18 protein-coding genes and 1 riboswitch are annotated in these 20,258 nt (G+C 50.7%); of the genes, 13 read left to right on the forward strand and 5 right to left on the reverse strand.

Translation table 11 applies throughout. From position 1 onward, the window contains the following. The first annotated feature begins 94 nt into the window (after positions 1 to 94). On the forward strand, positions 95 to 958 hold the full coding sequence (locus MAQ5080_RS16080; protein WP_067206074.1) for an energy transducer TonB: 864 nt from the start codon (positions 95 to 97) through the stop codon (positions 956 to 958). 177 nt (positions 959 to 1,135) lie between these two features. On the opposite strand, the gene rpoH is transcribed toward MAQ5080_RS16080, so the two are convergent. From rpoH to ftsY, 4 genes are all read right to left on the reverse strand, one after another. Further along, a complete protein-coding gene (gene rpoH, locus MAQ5080_RS16085; protein ID WP_067206070.1) occupies positions 1,136 to 2,002 on the reverse strand; it encodes an RNA polymerase sigma factor RpoH in 867 nt (288 codons plus the stop codon). Between the two features lie 129 nt (positions 2,003 to 2,131). Beyond that, a complete protein-coding gene (ftsX, locus tag MAQ5080_RS16090) occupies positions 2,132 to 3,157 on the reverse strand; it encodes a permease-like cell division protein FtsX (RefSeq protein WP_067206067.1) in 1,026 nt (341 codons plus the stop codon). Beyond that, positions 3,158 to 3,829: a cell division ATP-binding protein FtsE gene (gene ftsE / locus MAQ5080_RS16095; protein ID WP_067206064.1), complete on the reverse strand. Its 672-nt coding sequence runs from the start codon at positions 3,827 to 3,829 to the stop codon at positions 3,158 to 3,160. It lies immediately after the preceding gene. A 38-nt stretch (positions 3,830 to 3,867) separates the two neighbouring features. Next, positions 3,868 to 5,175, reverse strand: a complete 1,308-nt coding sequence (ftsY, locus tag MAQ5080_RS16100; protein ID WP_082861013.1) for a signal recognition particle-docking protein FtsY — start codon at positions 5,173 to 5,175, stop codon at positions 3,868 to 3,870. A gap of 179 nt (positions 5,176 to 5,354) precedes the next feature. Between ftsY and MAQ5080_RS16105 the strand changes: the two genes are divergently transcribed. From MAQ5080_RS16105 to MAQ5080_RS16160, 12 genes are all read left to right on the forward strand, one after another. Next, positions 5,355 to 6,632 carry a hypothetical protein gene (locus tag MAQ5080_RS16105; protein WP_067206061.1) on the forward strand — a complete coding sequence of 426 codons (1,278 nt, stop codon included), beginning with the start codon at positions 5,355 to 5,357 and terminating at the stop codon, positions 6,630 to 6,632. Further along, positions 6,629 to 7,234 (forward strand): 16S rRNA (guanine(966)-N(2))-methyltransferase RsmD, encoded by a 606-nt coding sequence (gene rsmD, locus MAQ5080_RS16110; RefSeq protein ID WP_067206058.1) that lies wholly within the window; start codon positions 6,629 to 6,631, stop codon positions 7,232 to 7,234. The genes MAQ5080_RS16105 and rsmD overlap by 4 nt, the downstream gene beginning before the upstream one ends. A gap of 82 nt (positions 7,235 to 7,316) precedes the next feature. After that, a complete protein-coding gene (locus MAQ5080_RS16115) occupies positions 7,317 to 9,203 on the forward strand; it encodes a methyl-accepting chemotaxis protein (RefSeq protein WP_067206057.1) in 1,887 nt (628 codons plus the stop codon). 162 nt (positions 9,204 to 9,365) lie between these two features. After that, the gene (gene metX, locus MAQ5080_RS16120) at positions 9,366 to 10,523 is read left to right on the forward strand and encodes a homoserine O-succinyltransferase MetX (RefSeq protein ID WP_067206054.1); all 1,158 of its coding nucleotides are present in this window, start codon (positions 9,366 to 9,368) and stop codon (positions 10,521 to 10,523) included. Further along, positions 10,524 to 11,114, forward strand: a complete 591-nt coding sequence (gene metW / locus MAQ5080_RS16125) for a methionine biosynthesis protein MetW (RefSeq protein ID WP_067206050.1) — start codon at positions 10,524 to 10,526, stop codon at positions 11,112 to 11,114. A 15-nt stretch (positions 11,115 to 11,129) separates the two neighbouring features. Beyond that, positions 11,130 to 11,561, forward strand: coding sequence for a DUF4426 domain-containing protein (locus tag MAQ5080_RS16130; RefSeq protein ID WP_067206047.1), 432 nt, complete (start codon positions 11,130 to 11,132; stop codon positions 11,559 to 11,561). A gap of 10 nt (positions 11,562 to 11,571) precedes the next feature. Then, entirely contained in the window at positions 11,572 to 12,177 is a 606-nt protein-coding gene (gene rdgB, locus MAQ5080_RS16135; protein WP_197464554.1) for an RdgB/HAM1 family non-canonical purine NTP pyrophosphatase, read from the forward strand. Next, complete coding sequence (gene hemW, locus MAQ5080_RS16140) at positions 12,174 to 13,343, forward strand: radical SAM family heme chaperone HemW (protein ID WP_067206040.1); 1,170 nt, start codon at positions 12,174 to 12,176, stop codon at positions 13,341 to 13,343. Before rdgB ends, hemW begins: the two co-directional genes overlap by 4 nt. A gap of 278 nt (positions 13,344 to 13,621) precedes the next feature. After that, positions 13,622 to 15,205 carry a BCCT family transporter gene (locus MAQ5080_RS16145; protein ID WP_067206037.1) on the forward strand — a complete coding sequence of 528 codons (1,584 nt, stop codon included), beginning with the start codon at positions 13,622 to 13,624 and terminating at the stop codon, positions 15,203 to 15,205. An 89-nt stretch (positions 15,206 to 15,294) separates the two neighbouring features. After that, a riboswitch (yybP-ykoY riboswitch) is annotated at positions 15,295 to 15,469 on the forward strand. A gap of 6 nt (positions 15,470 to 15,475) precedes the next feature. Next, positions 15,476 to 16,039, forward strand: a complete 564-nt coding sequence (locus MAQ5080_RS16150) for a TMEM165/GDT1 family protein (RefSeq protein ID WP_067206033.1) — start codon at positions 15,476 to 15,478, stop codon at positions 16,037 to 16,039. 12 nt (positions 16,040 to 16,051) lie between these two features. After that, positions 16,052 to 17,905 carry a DUF294 nucleotidyltransferase-like domain-containing protein gene (locus MAQ5080_RS16155; RefSeq protein ID WP_067206030.1) on the forward strand — a complete coding sequence of 618 codons (1,854 nt, stop codon included), beginning with the start codon at positions 16,052 to 16,054 and terminating at the stop codon, positions 17,903 to 17,905. 9 nt (positions 17,906 to 17,914) lie between these two features. After that, a complete protein-coding gene (locus MAQ5080_RS16160) occupies positions 17,915 to 18,610 on the forward strand; it encodes a 3'-5' exonuclease (RefSeq protein ID WP_067206167.1) in 696 nt (231 codons plus the stop codon). A 15-nt stretch (positions 18,611 to 18,625) separates the two neighbouring features. Here the strand turns inward: MAQ5080_RS16160 and MAQ5080_RS16165 are convergent, their stop codons facing one another. Further along, positions 18,626 to 20,239, reverse strand: a complete 1,614-nt coding sequence (locus MAQ5080_RS16165) for an alpha-glucosidase family protein (protein ID WP_067206027.1) — start codon at positions 20,237 to 20,239, stop codon at positions 18,626 to 18,628. Between the last annotated feature and the right edge of the window lie 19 nt (positions 20,240 to 20,258).

Here is a 20,258-nt window from a genome sequence, read left to right on the forward strand (position 1 = left end):
CATCCGACAGCTGGACGATCAATTTGGCTTAAATATTGGCATGACCTTGATGGATTCGATTGAAGCTCGCCTAAACGCTCGCTAATCTCTGTTCATGCGCACGATCGACCGCTTTTCTATCACCTTGTTTATTGCCATCAGCTTGCACCTGATGGCAATCACCTTGGTCAATTTTGACTTTTCCATGGGACAAGCCGCACCTAGGAAGGCGCTCGAAGTGACCTTGGTTCAGCATAAATCGCAAGCCCCCAAGGAAGCCGACTTTATTGCCCAAGCCAACCAACAGGCCAGTGGCACTGAGCTGCGCAAGCAAAAGCTTACCACCACAGAAACGGCGCAGTTTCGTGCCGATGAGATCCAGGACATTACCCCGCCAGTTCAACCAGAATTGGCGTCGGCCGAACCCGTCAAAGACCCCGAGCTGATTGCTAGCCGCAATCAAAGCGATGTATTCCGAGTACTTGACGATCCCGAACAACAAAACAAAACCCTAGAAGAGCAATTCCTCGGTAAAACCCAAGTACCAAGCCGCCTGTCCAGTGATATTGCCACACTTGAGGCCTTACTCGATCAGCAGCGCCAATCCTACGCCAAGCGCCCGCGTATTCGTCGCCTCACATCAGTCTCGGCAAAATCCGCCATCGATGCGAAATACCTTGATGATTGGCGCCGTAAAATCGAGCGTATCGGTAATATCCATTACCCTTCTGAAGCGAAGCAAAACCATCTATATGGCCAGCTGCGCCTCGCCGTTTCCATTATGCCTAATGGCTATGTGGACAGTATTGAAGTACTGCACTCCTCTGGCATTCGCGTATTAGACGATGCCGCCATGCGCATCGTGCGTCTTGCCGAGCCATTCGATGCCTTTCCTGCTGAACTAAAGAAAGAAGTCGACAAGCTGGAAATCATCCGCACTTGGCAGTTTGTACCGGGCAACCAGCTGCGTAGCCAGTGATTTAGCTGATCTCAACACAGCAATCCCATTCGCTTGCGCTTGTCTCGTCTCATTCTTCGACACCGACGCGTCAGCGCTCATCGGACGCTGTGTATCGTTCTAAAAGCTCTTGTGGTGGATACCAACAAAAAAGCCCTCACATTGGAGGGCTTTCTCAGTATTTGGGGTGTTGGGCGCTTAGTGGAATTCCGCTTCGCCCATGGCCAAGCGAATCTTCTTCATGGCGTTTTTCTCAAGCTGGCGAATACGCTCTGCAGAAACACCGTATTCATCGGCTAGGTCATGCAAAGTCGCTTTGTCTTCGTTCAACCAACGCTTAATCAGAATATCACGGCTACGGTCATCTAGGTCCATCATCGCGCTTTCTAGGCGACGGTTAGAATCGGCTTCCCAGTTACCGTGCTCAAGCACTAGTGCAGGGTCGTAGCTGGAATCTTCAAGGAAGTTCGCTGGTGCTTGGTAGGCATTGTCATCGTCATCGTCACTGCCGGCATCAAATGCCATATCAGTAGAACTCATACGACCTTCCATTTGACGTACCACTTCAGGGGTCACACCAAGATCGCTTGCCACAGATTCCACTTCCGAGTTACTCAACCAGGTTAGGCTTTTCTTAGCACTGCGTAGGTTAAAGAACATTTTACGCTGAGCTTTAGTGGTCGCTACTTTGACGATACGCCAGTTTTTTAGAATGAACTCGTGGATTTCCGCTTTGATCCAGTGCACAGCAAAAGACACTAGGCGCACACCGACTTCAGGGTTAAAACGCTTAACCGCCTTCATCAGGCCAACGTTACCCTCTTGGATCAGATCACCTTGGTTCAAGCCGTAGCCGGAGTAGCTTTTTGCAATATGTACGACAAAACGCAGATGAGACATAACCAACGAGCGCGCAGCTTCAAGATCGCCTTGGTAGTAAAGACGTTCTGCTAACTCGTGTTCCTCTTCCGCTGACAAAATCGGAATGGTACTAACGGCCTGAACATACGACTCAAGATTTTGTCCCGGAGTCATCATGTCAATTGGCTGGAGAGCTTTTCCCATTTCTATTTCACCTCTTCGTGTTCATACTGAGTATGAGCAAATACTAGCAACAAAGTTCACACTGTGTGTGCGGTAAATGAGGAGAATTTGCCTAAAATCGTCAACTCTGACGCGCCTTTTCTTCCCCAGTTACTGTAATTCTATATCGCGAATATGACGGCTAACGGCTACCCAAGAGCCGATCACACCAATCATTGCGCTGATAGTTAAACATAAAATAATTTCGACTGCATTAAAACTTTGTAGCTCAAATCCTGCATGGTAAAGCTCGATTAAACGTGCCGCCGGTGAGCTCACCCACCAAGACAACAGCAGGATGCACAAACAGGCGCACAACCCCCCAAGCACACCAAACCAGAAGCCCATGTACAAAAATGGGCGTCGAATATAGCTATTGGTCGCGCCTACCAGCTTCATCACCAAGACTTCATCACGACGACTTTCTACCGCCATACGAATGGTGTTGCCGACAATCAATAACACCGCGATCACCAACAGCGCAGAGATCGCATAAACAAAGCGTTGGCCGAAACTGATCATGGTTGCCAAGCGCTGCAACCACTCCGCATCAAGCTGCGCGTGCTCCACCTGTGGCAAACCTTGCAATTGATCTCGTAGCCCCTGCAGTTCTGGCAAGGTATTTAAATCGACAATGGCTTTGGGGATCACTTTCAGAACAATCGGCAGCGGGTTTTCCGGCAAGGTGGACATGATTTGCTCATAGCCACTGGATTGCTCGAAGTAACGCAGACCTTCTTCTTTGGAGATGTACTCCACCGAGGCCACATCGGCACGACTGGCGAGCTGATGGGACAAGGATAAGGCTTCGGTGTCTTCTAGGTTGGGGAATAAGTACAGGCTAATAATCGATTGCTGTTCCCATTGGTCCGTGACCGATTGCACATTTTTCAGCAATACAAACAAACCACCTGGCAGTGACAGCGAAATGGCGATCACCATAATGGTCATGATGCTGGCCAGCGGGTGGCCGATTAAGCGTGTAAAGCTCTCAACCAAGAAGGCTTGGTGCTGGCGTAGGTAAAGTTTGAAATCAAACCCTTGCGTACGCCATGCTGGTTTTTTGGGACCATTTTGGGATTGTCGCGTCGCACCGCGTTGCGCTGGACGTGGCGGGGGTTGTGGAGGTCTTGCCATTTAAGCAAACCCTCCATCATTCACCATGCGACCTTGATTCAGGGTCAAGACACGGTGACGCATGCGCGCGACTAGAGCCAAATCGTGACTGGCGACCAAGACGGTGACGCCAACACGATTAAACTCTTGGAATAAGTTCATGATTTCCGAAGATAGGCGCGGATCGAGGTTACCGGTTGGCTCATCCGCCAATAATAACTGTGGTTTATTGACCACGGCCCGAGCGATACCGATACGCTGCTGCTCACCGCCGGAAAGCGCCATCGGGTTGAGCTTTTCTTTGCCAAGCAAACCTACTTTATCTAAGGCCGCACGCACCCGTTTGCCGGTTTGATCATCGTCCGCGCCACTCACTTGTAACGGTAATGCCACATTATGAAAGACACTGCGATCAAACAGCAATTGGTGGTTCTGAAATACCACACCGACGCGGCGGCGATGATAAGGGATGGCGTGCTTACCCAGAGTACGTAAGTCCACGCCATCCACGAGGATCTGGCCAGTGGTTTGACGTTCAATCATCATAATGAGTTTCATCAGGGTACTTTTACCAGCCCCTGAGTGGCCTGTCAGAAACGCCATTTCCCCCTGACGCAGGTGAAAGCTCACCTGAGATAGGGCATCGTGACCGCTCTCGTATTTCTTACCAACTCGCTGAAACTCAATTTCCACGCCGACATCCTCTGTTGTTGACTGGTTAAATCTACCTGTTACTCACTATCAAATAAAGCGTCAACAAACTCTTGCGATTTGAATGGGCGTAAGTCGTCTGCTTGCTCACCGACCCCGATGTAGCGGATCGGTAAACCGAACTGTTTCGCAATCGCAAAGATGATACCGCCTTTCGCCGTACCATCTAGCTTGGTCAGTGTAATACCCGATACGCCGACCGCCTCGGTAAACAGCTTGGCTTGGCTCAAGGCGTTTTGCCCCGTGGCCGCATCCAACACCAACATCACCTCATGGGGCGCTTCGACGTCTAGTTTTTTCATCACGCGCACGACTTTTTCAAGCTCGGCCATCAGATTAGCTTTGTTCTGCAGGCGCCCTGCGGTATCGGCGATGACGATATCAACACCACGAGATTTGGCCGACTCAATGGCATCGTAAATGACTGACGCAGAATCCGCGCCGGTGTGCTGTGCCACTACGGGTACATTGTTACGCTCGCCCCAAACTTGCAGCTGCTCAACCGCGGCCGCACGGAAGGTATCCCCTGCCGCCAACATGACGCTCTTGCCTTCGGCTTGGTATTTCTTCGCTAGCTTACCAATGGTGGTGGTTTTACCAACACCGTTTACACCCACCATTAAAATCACGAATGGGCCAGGCTTCACAACCGGATCAAGCGGCTCTTCCGAGTTCACCAAGATGTCTTTTAGCTCACCTTTGAGCGTTTTCATTAGCGCATCGGTGTCTTTCAGCTCTTTGCGGTTCAGCTTTTCCGTCAACGAATCAATCAAAGACTGGGTCGCATCCACGCCTACATCGGCCATCAATAGCTGCGTTTCCAGCTCTTCTAGCAGATCATCATCGATCTTCTTGCCACCCATGAGCAGTGACGATAGACCGAATCCACCACGAGTACGAGCGAGGCCCGCTTTGATACGCTGTGACCAAGACAATGTCGGCGCAGGGGCTGGCTCAGGTTGCGCTGGCGCTTTCTCTTTCGGCTGTGCCACAGGTTCTGCTGGCGCAACTTCTTTTGCAGCCGGTGCCGCTTCAGCGTTAGCCTCAGATTTAGATACCGCGTCCGCAGCGGGCTTTTCAGCCTGCTCCTCGGCGTCTGCAGCCTCCGGCTGTGGTGCCGACTCATCCTGCGGCTCTGGCTCGTCCTGTTCAGACTCGACAGACTTTTGTTTTGCCGCCTCAATGTCGGCATCCATACTCTTCATAAAGGCACGCTTGATGAAGAAGGCAAGAATGGCCAACAAAAGCCCCAAGCCAATTGGAGCAAAGCGGGCGTATTCACCGAAGTACGGCGTTAAATAGGCAATAATCTGATCTACAAATTCCATTCACATCTCTCTGAATTGATCCCAATGGAGGGCTAACTGAGTCGCGACGCGCCAATTCGGCGAAGCCATGCTGGGCGTAGGTGCGTTAAAAACGGTGATTTTAGCATCATTCCTATTGGCAAAAAGCCCCACTTTCGTGGAAAAATGCACCTTATCTCATTCATTAAGCGACATTTACTATGTTTAAACGCGATAAGCCGTTATTTAGCCGTCCTACGCTCGCGGTCATTATTGTATTGTCCACGTTGGCCGTGTGGCTGCTCAACCTCACCAGCCCCAACATCGAGCTCGAGACACCGAATATTGAAGCGTGGAGAACCAACTCGGGCATTCCCGTATATTGGCTGTCACAAGATGCTTGGCAAGGCAGTGACAAAGTGGAGCTGGCCATCGTGCTGAACACACCATATGCCGACGCGCCGCTGACACAAACGACTTTGGCTTTATTAACTGGCCCTACGTTGCCATTAAGTACCGCGACCATCAATCAGCGTTTGACCCCGATCGCCGCTCAGGTCAACACCCATTACTCAGCGCAGCAGCAACAGATCAATGTCACCTTTAGTAATCGTCCGCAGTTTCTCAGTGCCACCCTAGCGCTGCTGGACACTTGGTTGAATGACACACAATTCAAACGCAATGCCTTGCAGCGTTACCAGCAAACAGCCAAACCGGACCTCGGGCAAACACAGTTAATGTTGCAACTGTTCTCAAGCCCTCCGAGCGACTTGTCTGCCGTCAGCATTGACCAGCTCAGCACGCACCTCAAGCGCCTGAAACAGAAGGTGTCACACATCGTCATTAGCGGGGCACTCGATGACACGGCACAACAGCAACTGACACAAGGCTTAGACGTCCTAACCCAAACGATGCAAACTGCCACACCAAGCGAACGACCCATGTTGGCGCACCAAGTGGGCGTGTCAGAATTGGGCAAACAGTCGCTACAGGCCCTATATGGTGCCATCGGCCTGCACCCCCTAACGTCGACAGAAGATTGGCTGGCCTTGCAGATTTGGGCCAAAGACACCTTGGAAGCACAGAAGCGCCAACTGGCCAGTCAAACAGGCCAATGGCAGCTGCACTTAGCGCCGCCGCAAGCCTTTGTCACGTGGCAGCTGCAAGTCCCACAAGCAGTTCTGCAAAGTGACGCGATAACGGCCGCGGCACGCACTGGCTGGATCGTTCCGTCCACTCTGCCAAGTTATCAAGACCAAGCGGCCTTCAAGGCACTCAAACAGCAACTCTTAACGCAACTGCAAGGCTTAAGCCAAAACCCTAGCTGGTGGCGTGCCATTGCTAGCAGTGTCGCCTTGCCAAACGCACCATTGCCCCTAGAAGATTTTGCAAATACCTACAGTGAGGCCGCGAACTCTTTTACAATGGAACAGTACCAACAACGAATCGATCAGCTGCTGATCCCATCCTCTCGCCAAGAAGTATTGATAAAACTATGAGAAAGACCCATCCGCGTACGCCTAAGTCTGGCGGCAAATCCTCTTCAAAATTACGCATTATTGGCGGTGAGTGGCGTTCGCGTCAGTTGCCAATCCTAGACATTGAAGGCTTGCGCCCTACGACTGACCGAGTTCGAGAAACCGTCTTTAACTGGCTCAACTTCGATATCCCTGGGGCCAGCTGTTTGGATTTGTTTAGCGGTTCTGGGGCATTAGGGTTCGAAGCGCTCTCTCGTGGTGCAAAAGACTGCACCTTTGTAGAACTCAATCGCAATGTGGCACAGCAAATCAAACAGAACCTTGCCACGCTGCAATCGAATGATGGCACAGTGGTCAACAGCGATGCTTTGACTTATCTGAATACAGCGCCGCACAGCTTTGATGTCATCTTTCTCGATCCGCCATTTCGCAAAGGCTTGCTAGAGCAGGTCATGCCTAAGCTCTCGGATCATTGGCTCAAACCAGGCGGCTACATCTACATTGAACGGGAAACTGAAGCGGCTTTAGATGGCCTGCCAGAGCACTGGCAACTGGTAAAAGAAAAGCGCGCTGGCCAGCTGACCTTCACCCTTTACCAAGCGATGTACAAAAACCCAACATAAAATCGTGCACGATACTTGCATATTATCCCTTAAATGCTCTATTTTTGCACAAACTTGTAAATAAAATGGTTAAGGGTGCTGTATGTTAAATAACCTGTCCTTCCGGGCCAAGCTGATACTGTTGTTGGCCTGCGCCATTGTTGGTTTTGTTTTAGTGACTTGGGTGGCGATCCATGGCATGAGTGCCCAACAAAATGCCAACCAACAACTACGAACCTATGGTGATATTGGCTCAAGCGTCGACAAGATCAGTCTTGGCATTCTTGAAGCCGCAGACCAATTGCGTAATCTCAATGAGTCAAACTACAGCGCTTACCAAAGTGAACTGACGCAACGCAAAGAGGCGGATATTGAAATCCTCCAAACGAACATCAATGCGACTCAGCGTGCGGAACTAAAAGACAGCCTAGAGAACGCTAAAGATACCTTAGTACGCTATGCCGATGCCTTACTGGCACTGGCCAGTCAACGCAGCACCATTGGTTTTGATAATGACTCCGGCCTAAAAGGTAAAATCACTCAGCTTGGTAATGAAATCGCCACCAGTGTCGAACGCTTAAGCCTGTTGCGCCGTGACTTTGTTAACGTGCGCAAGTTCGAAGCCACTTATCTAAGTAACCCAAGCCCTGAAGTGATGGCCGAGCTGGAGAATAGCTTTGAACGCTTCAACTCGAAGGTCAACGACTTTGGCTTTAAAGACAGCCTAGGACCGATCGCGAACGACTACTACAATAGTCTGCAGGCTTACGGGCCAGCGTTTACTGCTTTGCAACAAGCCGAAAGCGGCTTTGATAGCCAAAAACTGGCATTTGCCAACGGTCAGTTGCAGTTGGCCAACCAAATCGAAGCCCTAGTCCAACAAGCGGAAGTGGCTGCCGACCGACAGTCCAACCAGTCACTTTACACTCTGATCGCCGTCAGCATCGCCGTCGCCATTGCATCTATCCTGTTAATGATGAGCATTGGCCGCAGCGCCCGTAACACCCTGATGCAGGTGATCAATGACTTGGTTAAAGTCAAAGACGGCGATATGACCGCCAAAGCTTCGATTAACAGCAAGCGTAATGATGAATTTGATGCCTTGAGCAAGTCTTTGAACGAAATGACTGGTGGCCTAGGCAATGTCCTATCTGAAGTGGTCAGCACCACGTCAAATGTCAGCCATATGATCAACGACCTAAACGGTGCCATTTCTAATATCGCTGACAACAACCGCTCCGTGACGCAACGCACCAGCTCTTTGGCGGTGGCAACAGATGATATTTCTGGACGTATTACCAGCTTGTCGTCCACCACTGACGAGCTGCGCGAGCATTCGAATGAAACTTACCAGTCTGCTAAGGCCGGCGCGAAAACCATTCGCGTAGTGCTCGATAACCTAAAAGGTACGGTGGATGCGGTCAACTTAACCGGCCAACAGCTAGATGAATTAGGCCGTCTGTCATCGGACATCGATAACGTCATTGGCATGATCAATGACCTCGCCAACCAAACCAACTTATTGGCGCTCAACGCCGCCATCGAAGCGGCCCGCGCTGGTGAAGCGGGTCGAGGCTTCTCCGTGGTGGCCGATGAGGTGCGCTCTCTCGCAGAGAAAACCGTTGATGCCACGTCAAAAATCACCGACATCGTTGGCACCATTCAAAACTCCACACAAACGGCCATCAGCACCATGGAACAAGGCCAAGAACGTCTGCGCGTGATCGAGCACAATGGTGGCGAAGCGGAAGAAGCCATTCGCATCATCGAAAACAATGCGCAAACCAGCTCGCAAGCCTCTGATCATATGGCCGCCTCAATTCAAGACGTGGCCAGCACTGCGATCCAGATGAGCACCGAGATGGATCAAATCGCACGACAGCTGAGTGAAGACAGCGACTCCATCGAGCGTATCGTCAACAGTGCCCAGCAAATTCATGGTATGGCCGACACCCTGGCCGATAAGACACGCGTGTTTACTTTGGCCTAATATGCCTAAAACAACCCGACCAACACCTGTTGTGGTCGGGTTTTCCTCCATTCTCTTGATGCGCTTTGGCGCAACCGCTAGACTGTGCTTCCATTTAAAAGAATTCTATAGGCCGCCGATTTCGCGGTATTTCGCTTACTTTCATCAGGAAACGCACAACCTATGCCGGATACCATTCCTGTCGATTCTGTGGGGCTTGTCACGCCACAGGTAGCACAATTCGATACACCATTAGTGCTTGCTTGTGGGCAGACACTGCCGACCTATCAGCTGGTCTATGAAACCTATGGTCAACTGAACGCTGATGCGAGCAATGCCATCTTAATTTGTCATGCGCTCAGTGGTGACCATCATGCTGCCGGATACCACAGCATGGAGGACCGCAAGCCTGGTTGGTGGGACACGGCGATTGGACCGGGTAAACCGATTGATACCAATACCTTCTTCGTAATTAGCTTAAATAACCTAGGGGGTTGTGGCGGCAGTACGGGGCCGACCACCGTTAACCCAGAAACGGGTAAGGTATGGGGCGCTGAGTTCCCAATGGTGACGGTGGAAGACTGGGTTGAAACGCAAGCTCGCCTAGCCGACCGCTTCGGTATTCAAACGTTCGCTGCGGTGATCGGTGGCAGTTTAGGCGGAATGCAGGTCCTAGAATGGAGTGTGCGCTTCCCTGAACGCCTATCCGCGGCAGCCATCATCGCTTCAGCACCGAAACTGTCGACTCAGAACATTGCCTTTAACGAAGTGGCGCGACAGTCGATTCGTCGCGATCCAGAGTTCTTCGATGGCAACTACCAAGCCCAAGACACGATTCCGCGCAATGGTCTAGGCTTAGCGCGCATGCTCGGACACATCACTTACCTGTCCGATGATTCCATGGGCAATAAGTTTGGCCGCCAGATGCGTCATGACACCTACCAATACAACTACGAAGTCGAATTCGAAGTGGAGAGCTACCTGCGCTATCAGGGCGAAGCCTTTACCAAGCGTTTTGATGCCAACACCTATATGCTGATGACCAAAGCCTTGGATTACTTTGACCCAGCAGCCCGCGAAGGCGGCGACTTGGCAAAAGTCTTGAGCAAGGCACAATGTGAATTCCTCGTGGTGTCCTTTACCACCGACTGGCGCTTTTCGCCTGAGCGCAGTGAAGAAATCGTCGATGCCCTGGTGCGTTCCGGTAAACATGTCAGCTACACCAAGATTGAAGCGATTGAAGGCCACGACGCCTTCCTATTCCCACTGCCACGCTACATGGCCGCCCTACGTGGTTTCCTTGGCCGAGTGAGTAAACATTTGCCAAAGGAGAATGCCTAAATGCGCGCGGATCTTGAATTAATCAGCGACTGGGTCGCCCCCAACTCTCGTGTGCTCGACCTTGGCTGTGGAAACGGTGCCTTACTGGAGCATTTACAAGAACACAAACAGGTAACCGGCTACGGTCTCGAGATCGATGCCGACAACATTACCCAATGTATTGAGAAAGGTATTCCGGTACTGGAACAAGACATCGACCAGGGTCTAACGAATTTCGATGAGCAAGGTTTTGATGTAGTGGTGATGGCGCACGCATTACAGCAATTCCGCCGCCCTGACCTACTACTAGACGAAATGCTGCGCATCGGTAAAGAAGCCATTATTACCTTTCCGAACTTCGGCCATTGGCGCAACCGTGTCCATCTAGGCATCAAGGGTCATATGCCGGTGTCCGAGTTCTTGCCGTATAACTGGTACGACACGCCAAACATCCATTTCTGTACTTTTAAAGATTTTCGCGACTTATGTCAGTCAAAAGGCTTAAAAGTACAACGTTGGGCGGCAGTTGACGGACAATTACATGATCACTGGTGGACTCGTTTAATGCCAAACCTATTTAGCGAGACGGCCATTTTCAAAGTTAGTCGCTAAATTAGGAGTCAGGTTATGAAATGGTTATGCGCAATCGTGAGTGCGTTGCTGATGTCAGCGGTACAGGCCGACCAAGTCACGCAATTTGGTCAGTATCAACTGCACTACAATACCTTTGAGTCGACCTTCTTAACCCCTGAGATCGCACACCAATATGGCCTGACCCGCACCAAGGGTCAGGCCTTGTTAAACGTGGCCGTTACCACGCAAGCCGCAGGCGAGCTGCCCCAACCCCAGCGTGCCATCGTCTCTGCTCAGGTCACTAACCTATTGGGGCAGATCGTTACGCTTTCCTTTATTACCATCGAAGAAGGGGACTCGATCTACTATCTTGCGCCTTTCACCAAAACCGATGATGAAATCTTAAAATTCACTGTAGAAGCCAAGACCAGTGCCGACAGCACGCCGATGACAGTGAATTTCCAACGCCACTTTTACGTGGACTAAAGGTATGACCATGAGCCAAACCATCGTGCTCGCTAGCAACAATGCTGGCAAGATCAAAGAATTTAACGCCCTATTAAGCCAATTTAATTTCGAAGTGAAGCCACAAGGCGACTTCCAAGTCGCTGACGCCGATGAAACCGGTCTGACGTTTGTTGAAAACGCCATTCTCAAAGCGCGTCACGCCTGCGCAGAGACTGGCTTACCTGCCCTAGCGGACGACTCGGGCATCGAAGTGGATTATTTAAATGGCGCCCCTGGCATTTACTCGGCACGCTTTGCCGGTGAGCACGGTGATAATGAAGCCAACAACGCTCTACTGTTAGAAAAACTTGCTGGGGTACCAGAAGCGCAACGTAGTGCGCGTTTTCACTGCGTACTCGCGTTTATGCGCCACAAAGACGACCCAACGCCAATCATTGCCCATGGCACTTGGGAAGGCCGTATTTTAGAGTCAGCGGAAGGCGTAGAAGGCTTTGGTTACGACCCGATTTTCTATGTGCCAGAAAAAGGCTGCAGCTCGGCCAGCTTGCCAAAAGAAGTCAAGAATCAGCTGAGCCATCGCGCTCAAGCCCTCACAGAACTGGTTGAGGCGTTTAAAGCCCGTCAAATACTATGAGCCAATTACCGCCGTTAAGCCTCTACATTCATGTGCCTTGGTGTGTGCGTAAATGCCCTTATTGTGACTTTAACTCACACCAAGCGGACCGTTTTGAAGAGCACGGTAAGCTGCCAGAGCAAGCCTACCTTGATCAGCTGATGGCGGACTTGGAAGTGGATTTGCCCTATGTCGCAGGCCGTCCCATTGAAACGGCCTTTATTGGCGGCGGCACCCCGAGCTTGATGAGTGCGGACTTCTACTACCAACTGTTTGATCGCCTACGCGACAAACTGAACTGGGTCGAGAACGCTGAAATCACCATGGAAGCCAACCCTGGTACCTTTGAGCAAGACAAATTCGCTCATTTTCGCCAAGCGGGCATTAACCGACTCTCGATTGGCATCCAAAGTTTTCAGCCAAACCTGTTGAAAACCCTAGGAAGAATCCACAATCGCGAAGAAGCGATCGCCGCTGTGGATAAGTCTCGTCTGGCAGGCTTCGACAATATCAACTTAGATTTGATGCATGGCCTACCTGAGCAAAGCGTCGAAATGGCCTTAGAAGACCTAAAACTGGCCATCGCATTGAACCCTGAACACTTGTCTTGGTATCAACTTACGATTGAACCGAACACGGAATTCTACCGTCGCCCGCCACCACTGCCAGAAGATAACACCCTTTGGAAAATCCAAGACGAGGGTCTCGCGCTATTGGAACAAAGCGGTTATCAGCAATACGAAATCTCCGCCAATGCCAAACAAGGTCGCCAAGCCCAACATAATTTAAACTACTGGCGCTTTGGTGATTACCTCGGTATTGGCGCTGGTGCCCATGGTAAAATCACCCTCAGAAATGGGGAAATATTTCGTACACGAAAGACTCGTCACCCCAATCACTACCTCAGTAACCTGCCCGAAGCACTGTCGATAAAGGAAGCGATCGCCAGCAAAGATCTGCCGCTTGAGTTTATGATGAACCGTTTGCGACTGTTTGAAGACTTTGCCTTAAAAGACTACGAAACCTACGCCTATCGTGCTATTCCGGTAGAGCTTTATGACGCTTGTGAGCAAGCAGTTAAGCTCGGTTTACTGGACAATGCGCGCTGGCTGAATGGCGTTGTAAGCACCAGTGACAAAGGGAAACTGTTTCTTAATGAGCTGCTAGAGCTCTTCTTGGACGAGTAAGCACGGCCCTTACAATTGTTTGACTTCTAATTAATGAACTGCCATTCTCGCGCTCGCTGTGGCATCTGCATTTCTTTTGACATGCGTCATGGCACACTCCAAAGCCGCCAGTCCAGGCATTTGGGCTGATTATAAAAAATGCGATTTGCACAGATCACGGTTTCGCAAATCGTAGTGCGACAATTGGAATGGCTGCTTACGAAGTTGTGTTTTTCACCTTAGCTGGCCTTCGGTCTTCATTCCAATTGTTACCTGAAAGACCTCTTGGGAGAAACAATATGAATAAAGGCCCCTCGTCAATGGGCCGAGAAGTGTACGCGACGGACTATAAAGTAGGCCAAGACAACGTACAATTTCTCGGATTAGATGTGCATAACCCTGTGTTTGGCATCACCGCTTTCATTATTTTTGCATTCGTGATCGGCTCCATTGCCTTCCCTGAAAATGCTAGAGACATACTCATGACCGCGCGCGGCTGGTCCATCGATAACTTCGATTGGTTCTTCATGATCTCCGGCAACATCTTTGTCTTGTTCTGTTTGGCATTTATCTTCTTGCCAATGGGTAAAATCCGCTTAGGCGGTACCAATGCTCGACCTGAACACTCTACTTACGCTTGGTTCTGTATGCTGTTCGCCGCCGGCATGGGCATCGGTTTGATGTTCTGGAGTGTGGCAGAGCCAGTGGCTTATTACACTGGCTGGTATGGCACCCCATTAAATGTCGAAGCACGCACCCCCGAAGCCGAATCTTTGGCCATGGGCGCGACCATGTTCCACTGGGGACTACACCCTTGGGCGATTTATGCCGTGGTGGCCTTAGCGCTAGCCTTCTTCTCTTACAATAAAGGCTTACCTTTGACCATGCGCTCGGCTTTTTACCCACTGTTTGGTGAACGAGTTTGGGGCGTTTTAGGACATTTCGTTGATATTCTTGCCGTGATCGCGACCATCTTTGGTCTGGCCACTTCACTGGGCTTTGGTGCTCAGCAAGCCACCAGTGGCTTGAACTTTTTGTTTGGCGTACCCAACACATTGATCAGTCAGATCGTAGTCATTGCCGTAGTAACAGGCGTCACTATGATTTCGGTGGCCCGCGGCCTTGAAGGCGGCGTCAAAATTCTATCAAACCTGAATATGATCATTGCTGCGCTATTGGCAGCCTTTGTATTGATCGTGGGCCACACGGGCGCACTCTTTGGCGTCATGGCGACGACAATTGTAGGTTACGTTGAGAACATTATTCCGTTGAGTAACATGGTAGGCCGTGATGACCAAACCTTCTACCACGGCTGGACAGTGTTCTACTGGGCTTGGTGGATCAGCTGGTCACCATTCGTCGGCATGTTTATCGCCCGCGTTTCGCGTGGCCGTACGGTACGTGAATTCGTGATTGCCGTACTACTAGTGCCAACCGTGATCTCGATTTTCTGGATGTCGATCTTTGGTGGGTCTGCCATTGAGCAAGTACAGCAAGGTACTGGTGCATTATCCGATGGTATCGGTGAAGTGTCTCTGGCCATGTTCCAAATGTTCGAGCAACTGCCACTGACATCCATTATCTCACTGATCTCTATCATTTTGGTGTTGGTATTCTTTGTCACATCAGCGGACTCAGGTTCATTGGTCATCGATGGTATCACCGCAGGTGGTAAAACCGACGCGCCAGTGACACAACGTATTTTCTGGGCGGTCTTGGAAGGTATCATTGCCGTGGCCCTGCTGGTTGGTGGTGGCTCTGAAGCCCTAACGGCCATTCAAGCCGCAGCGATTACCATCGGTCTACCGTTCACCTTATTGATGCTGATTATGTGTCTTGGCCTGTACAAAGGTCTTAAGTCTGATCTTAAGTTTGTCCAGTAACACGCTGGACAAACCATCACTAAACAAAGGCGAGCTCATGCTCGCCTTTGTTGTTTTTGGCCTACCACCTGTTTTATACTGGCGCTCCTCTTAAGGGAGTAATCTTCTTCTTTGACGAAGATCCTTTGTCAACATAATTGAGCCTCACGCTCATGGCAAAGGAGTCCATTGTTACCAACTCTGGATTGATGAGACTTAAGACGTACGCTTGTCTCAGGTGGGCACAGGCCGTTCGTCTTATGTTTAATCGCCCACCGTTGGATTCGACTTATGGAAGCCGTCCTTACTTCTATCTCTACTGTTGCGCTTGCTGAAATGGGCGATAAAACCCAACTTTTGGCGCTTTTTCTTGCGGCCCGTTTCGCCTCAAAGTTCCAAATCGTGCTTGGCATCATTGCCGCCACCATCATTAACCATTTAATCTCTGCTTGGCTTGGCGTGCAGATTGCCAACTGGGTACCCGACGCTTGGGTAAACTGGTTGATTGGTGCTAGCTTTATTGCTGTGGGCTTGTGGATCCTGATTCCAGATAAGGATGACAGTGAAGACAGCCAATTCATGAAGTCTGGTGCTTTTATCGCCACATTTATATTATTTTTCATTGCGGAAGTGGGCGACAAGACCCAGATTGCTACCGTATTATTAGGTGCTAACTATCATTCGGTGCTATGGGTAACCGTCGGTTCGACGATTGGTATGCTGATCGCTAACGTACCTGTTGTATACGCTGGACAATGGCTTATGCAACGAATTGACCCCAAGAAAACACGTATCGCGGCATGTGTTTTATTTGTTGTAATGGGGATAGCAGCCATTCTTTACCCAGCCGTTTAAGCGAGGACACTTATGGACGTCGAACTCTCAGAAATTTTGGATACCCTGTGTGAGTACGCCCCATTTGCGGACTTAAAAGATGAGCCTATCTTGCAAGAGATGGTGAAAGATATCGAGATCCAATACCTGCGTGTCGGGGAATGGGCCATCGCGCCAGAAGCGCGTAACGATAACTTATTCTTTATTCGCTCTGGTGCGATTGAAACAAAAAACAAAAGTGGCAAACTACTGCGCCGCATGCATGAAGGCGATGTGTTTGGCTCGTCTTCACTGCTGCGTGGTGGTCGCTCATCACATACCATGCGAGCACTGGAAGATTCCTTGCTGTATCGCATCCCTGCGCGCTGGTTTATTCAATTTTACAGCGAGTTCGACTCTTTCTCCGACTTCTTTGAATTATCCAAAGAAGTACGCTTAAAGACCGCGATGGACAACCAGTCATCCGATTTATCTCTGATGACCTGCCCGGTTCATTCTCTGCTGCGTCGACCACCGATCACGGCGAACCATGATGTGGACATCAAAACCGCCGCCAACATCATGTCGAATGAGCGCGTCTCATCACTGCTGATCACGGAAAATGATTCCTTGGTAGGCATCTTGACCGATCGTGACTTACGTAACCGCGTGGTGGCCAAAGGCCTACCGCTAGACGTACGTGTCGACATGATCATGACCCAAGATCCGATCACAGTGGATGCGGGCGACTTTGCCTCGGAAGCCGTACTGAAAATGATGGCCACCAACATTCACCATTTACCAGTGGTGAAAAATGAACGTCCGGTCGGCGTGATCAGTACCGGTGACTTGGTACAGCGTGAAAGCCACGGCTCGGTCTACGTCATCAGTGACATTTTCAAACAAGAAGATGTCGAAGGCTTGGTGCAAATCAGCAAGAAGATGGATCACGTCTTCACCCAGCTGGTCAATGCCGATGCCAACACACAGATGATTGGTAACGCCATGTCGCACATTGGTGTGGCCTTTGTGAAACGCCTACTGCAATTGGCTGAGCGTGAATTCGGCCCGGCGCCGATTCCGTACTGTTTCTTAGCCCTAGGCTCACAAGCCCGTGAAGAGCAGACCATCAGTACCGACCAAGACAACGCTTTGATTCTGCATGACAGCTATGACAAGAACCTGCACGGTGACTACTTCCGTGAGTTAAGTGAATACGTCTGTCAAAACCTAGATCGTTGCGGTTACCCCTTGTGCACCGGCGACATCATGGCGATGAACCCACGTTGGCGCATCCCACTGTCCGAATGGAAGAAAACCTTCGCTGAGTGGATTGAAAAGCCGAAGGCCGAAGCCCTGCTACATGTGTCGATCTTCTTTGATCTTCGGGGTATCTACGGCGATAAGACCTTGGCTCGCCAACTTAACAGCCATATTCGCCAATTGGCGAAAACCAACAAAGGCTTCTTGTCAGCCTTGGCACGCAACGCCAACCAGCGTACGCCACCATTGGGCTTCTTCCGCCAATTCGTATTGGATGGTGAAGGTAAGCAATCGCGTACCTTTAACTTGAAGTCACGTGGTATTGCACCGATCGCCGATTTGGTGCGTGTCCATGCCTTGGCACTGGGTTCGAGTAAGCTGAATACCTTCGAACGTCTGGAAGACATCGAAGAGGCCGGAGTGATGCCGGATGGCCGTGCTCGCGACTTGATCTTGGCACTGGAAATGATCGGCATGGTACGTATCAAAAACCAGATGAACCAGATCGAAAACGGTGACACGCCAAACAACAATGTTGACCCTGAAACCCTGTCTGAGTTTGAACGTCGCCACTTGCGTGATGCGTTCAACATTGTTTCGCGTCAGCAGGAATTCCTAAAATACCGCTACCCTGGAAAAGGCTAATTGCAGTTCATGACTCCAAAGAATGTACCGGAAAATTGGCAAGAAGCGTACGCGCGAATGGCACAGGAGTGCCAATCGCCGGCGCTGCGCCGCTTTTACGAAGCCGGCGTGCCAGGTCTAGATAAGCCCTTAGCAGAAACACCGCTGGTTTCATTAGACATTGAAACCACGGGGCTTGACCCTAGCAAAGACGATGTCATCAGCATTGGCTTGGTAGACTTTAACCTAGAACTGATTCGCTTAAGCAGTGCCCGTTATTGGTTGGCAAAACCACACGGCCCACTCACGTCGGAATCGGTGACCATTCACGAGATTACGCACTCAGAGATTCAAGACGCGCCGCGTTTATCGAGTTTTTTGGATGAAGTATTGGATGCCATCGCCGGCAAAATCGTGGTGGTGCACTGTGCCGCGATTGAGCGCCCTTTTCTGTTCGAAGCGGCACTGGAACATTACGGCGAACCCCTGATGTTTCCCGTATTAGACACCATGGGCATTGAAGCTTCCATTACCCATAAACCTTGGTGGCAGCGCTTTGGCCGTCAACCGTCTCTGCGTTTGGATGCTTGCCGCCAGCGCTATAACTTACCGCGTTATCGTGCACATCAGGCACTAATGGATGCCGTTTCGTGCGCCGAACTGTTTCAAGCTCAAGCGTCGCACCACTTAAATAAAGAGCACCCTACCTCGTACTATGACTGTTAGAGTGCCCTTTGTGCTCTAGGCTAACTTACCGTAAAAGGCTTGGTACGCTGGCACGATCAGCGTCAAGCCGGCTAAGGTCGCGCTAAAGCCGTGCCCAGTCAGTTCATGCTCAACCGCTGCCGGTAAGATAGCCGTTTGCGTCACAGCGGTGAGATTGATCACCACCAACAGTCGCTCCTCGGCGTAGCAGCGGGTAAAGGCTAGCAAGTCGTCGTTTTGCACGTCGACAAACACCATATCCCCTAATACCAAGGCGCGCTGTTGCTGACGCCATTGGATCAAGCGACGTGTATGCTGCAGCATAGAATCCGCTTGCGCCTCTTGGCGTACCACACTAAGCGGTAAATGCGCGACATCCACTGGCAACCAAGGCTCAATGGTCGAGAATCCGCCAAACGCCTGATCACTCCACACCATCGGCGTACGGCAACCATCACGACCTTTGAATACCGGCCAAAGTGGAATGCCATAAGGGTCTTGAATACGCTCAAACGGAACGTCCGCTTCCGGTAAGCCAAGCTCTTCACCCTGATATAAGCAGACACTGCCACGTACCGACACCATCAATGCCAACACAGCCAATGGGTATTGCACTGGGTCTTCTTCTGCGCCCCAACGAGTACGCATGCGAACCACATCATGATTCGATACCGCCCAACAAGGCCAACCATCACGGACGCTGTCATTGGTAGTTTGAATCACCTCGCGCAAAAACTGCGGCGAGTGTGGCTTATTCAGCAATTCAAAGGTGTAGGCCATGTGCAGCTTATCACCACCATCGGTGTACTCTGCCATCCGCTTAAGGGGAAAATCATCGCCGATTTCCCCCACCGTGGTGGCACCAGGAAACTCGTCCATCAAAGCACGTAGCTGTTGTAGAAAAACCAAATTCTCCGGACGACTTAAATCATACACGTGGCGTTGATAAGTATAGGGATTATCCTCTGGTGCGCCCTTGGTTTTTGGCTCACCAGGTGGCACTGGAGGATTATCTTCCAAGCCTTGGCTATGGAAATAAAAGTTCACTGTGTCCAAACGGAAGCCATCCACACCTAACTCGAGCCAAAAACGCATATTGTCCAGGTGCACTTTGCGCACCTCAGGGTGATGGAAATTAAAGTCAGGCTGTGACTCTAAAAAGTTATGCAGATAATACTGCAGTCGACGACTGTCCCACTTCCAAGCACTGCCACCAAAAATCGACAGCCAGTTATTCGGCGGGGTGCCGTCCGGCTTGGGATCCGCCCAGACGTACCAATCCGCTTTCGCATTCGTCCGGTCTTGGCGGCTTTCCTCAAACCAGGGATGTAGATCGGAAGAGTGACTAATGACTTGGTCGACCATGACCTTCAAATCCAGTTCATGGGCACGAGCAATCAAGCGCTTGAAGTCGGCCAAGCTACCAAACATGGGATCAATGTCGCGGTAGTCGCTGACATCGTAACCAAAGTCTTTCATTGGCGAAGTGAAAATCGGCGACAGCCAGATGGCATTTACCCCAAGGGACGCAACATAGTCCAGCTTATCAGTAATGCCCGCCAAATCGCCAATGCCATCACCATTGGCGTCCATAAAGCTACGTGGATAAATCTGATAGATGATTCCACCTTGCCACCAGTTCAACGACATCGCTCTTCTCCCTTGCTTA

The sequence above is a fragment of the Marinomonas aquimarina genome, assembly GCF_900089755.1.
In the GTDB taxonomy this organism is placed as follows: domain Bacteria; phylum Pseudomonadota; class Gammaproteobacteria; order Pseudomonadales; family Marinomonadaceae; genus Marinomonas; species Marinomonas aquimarina.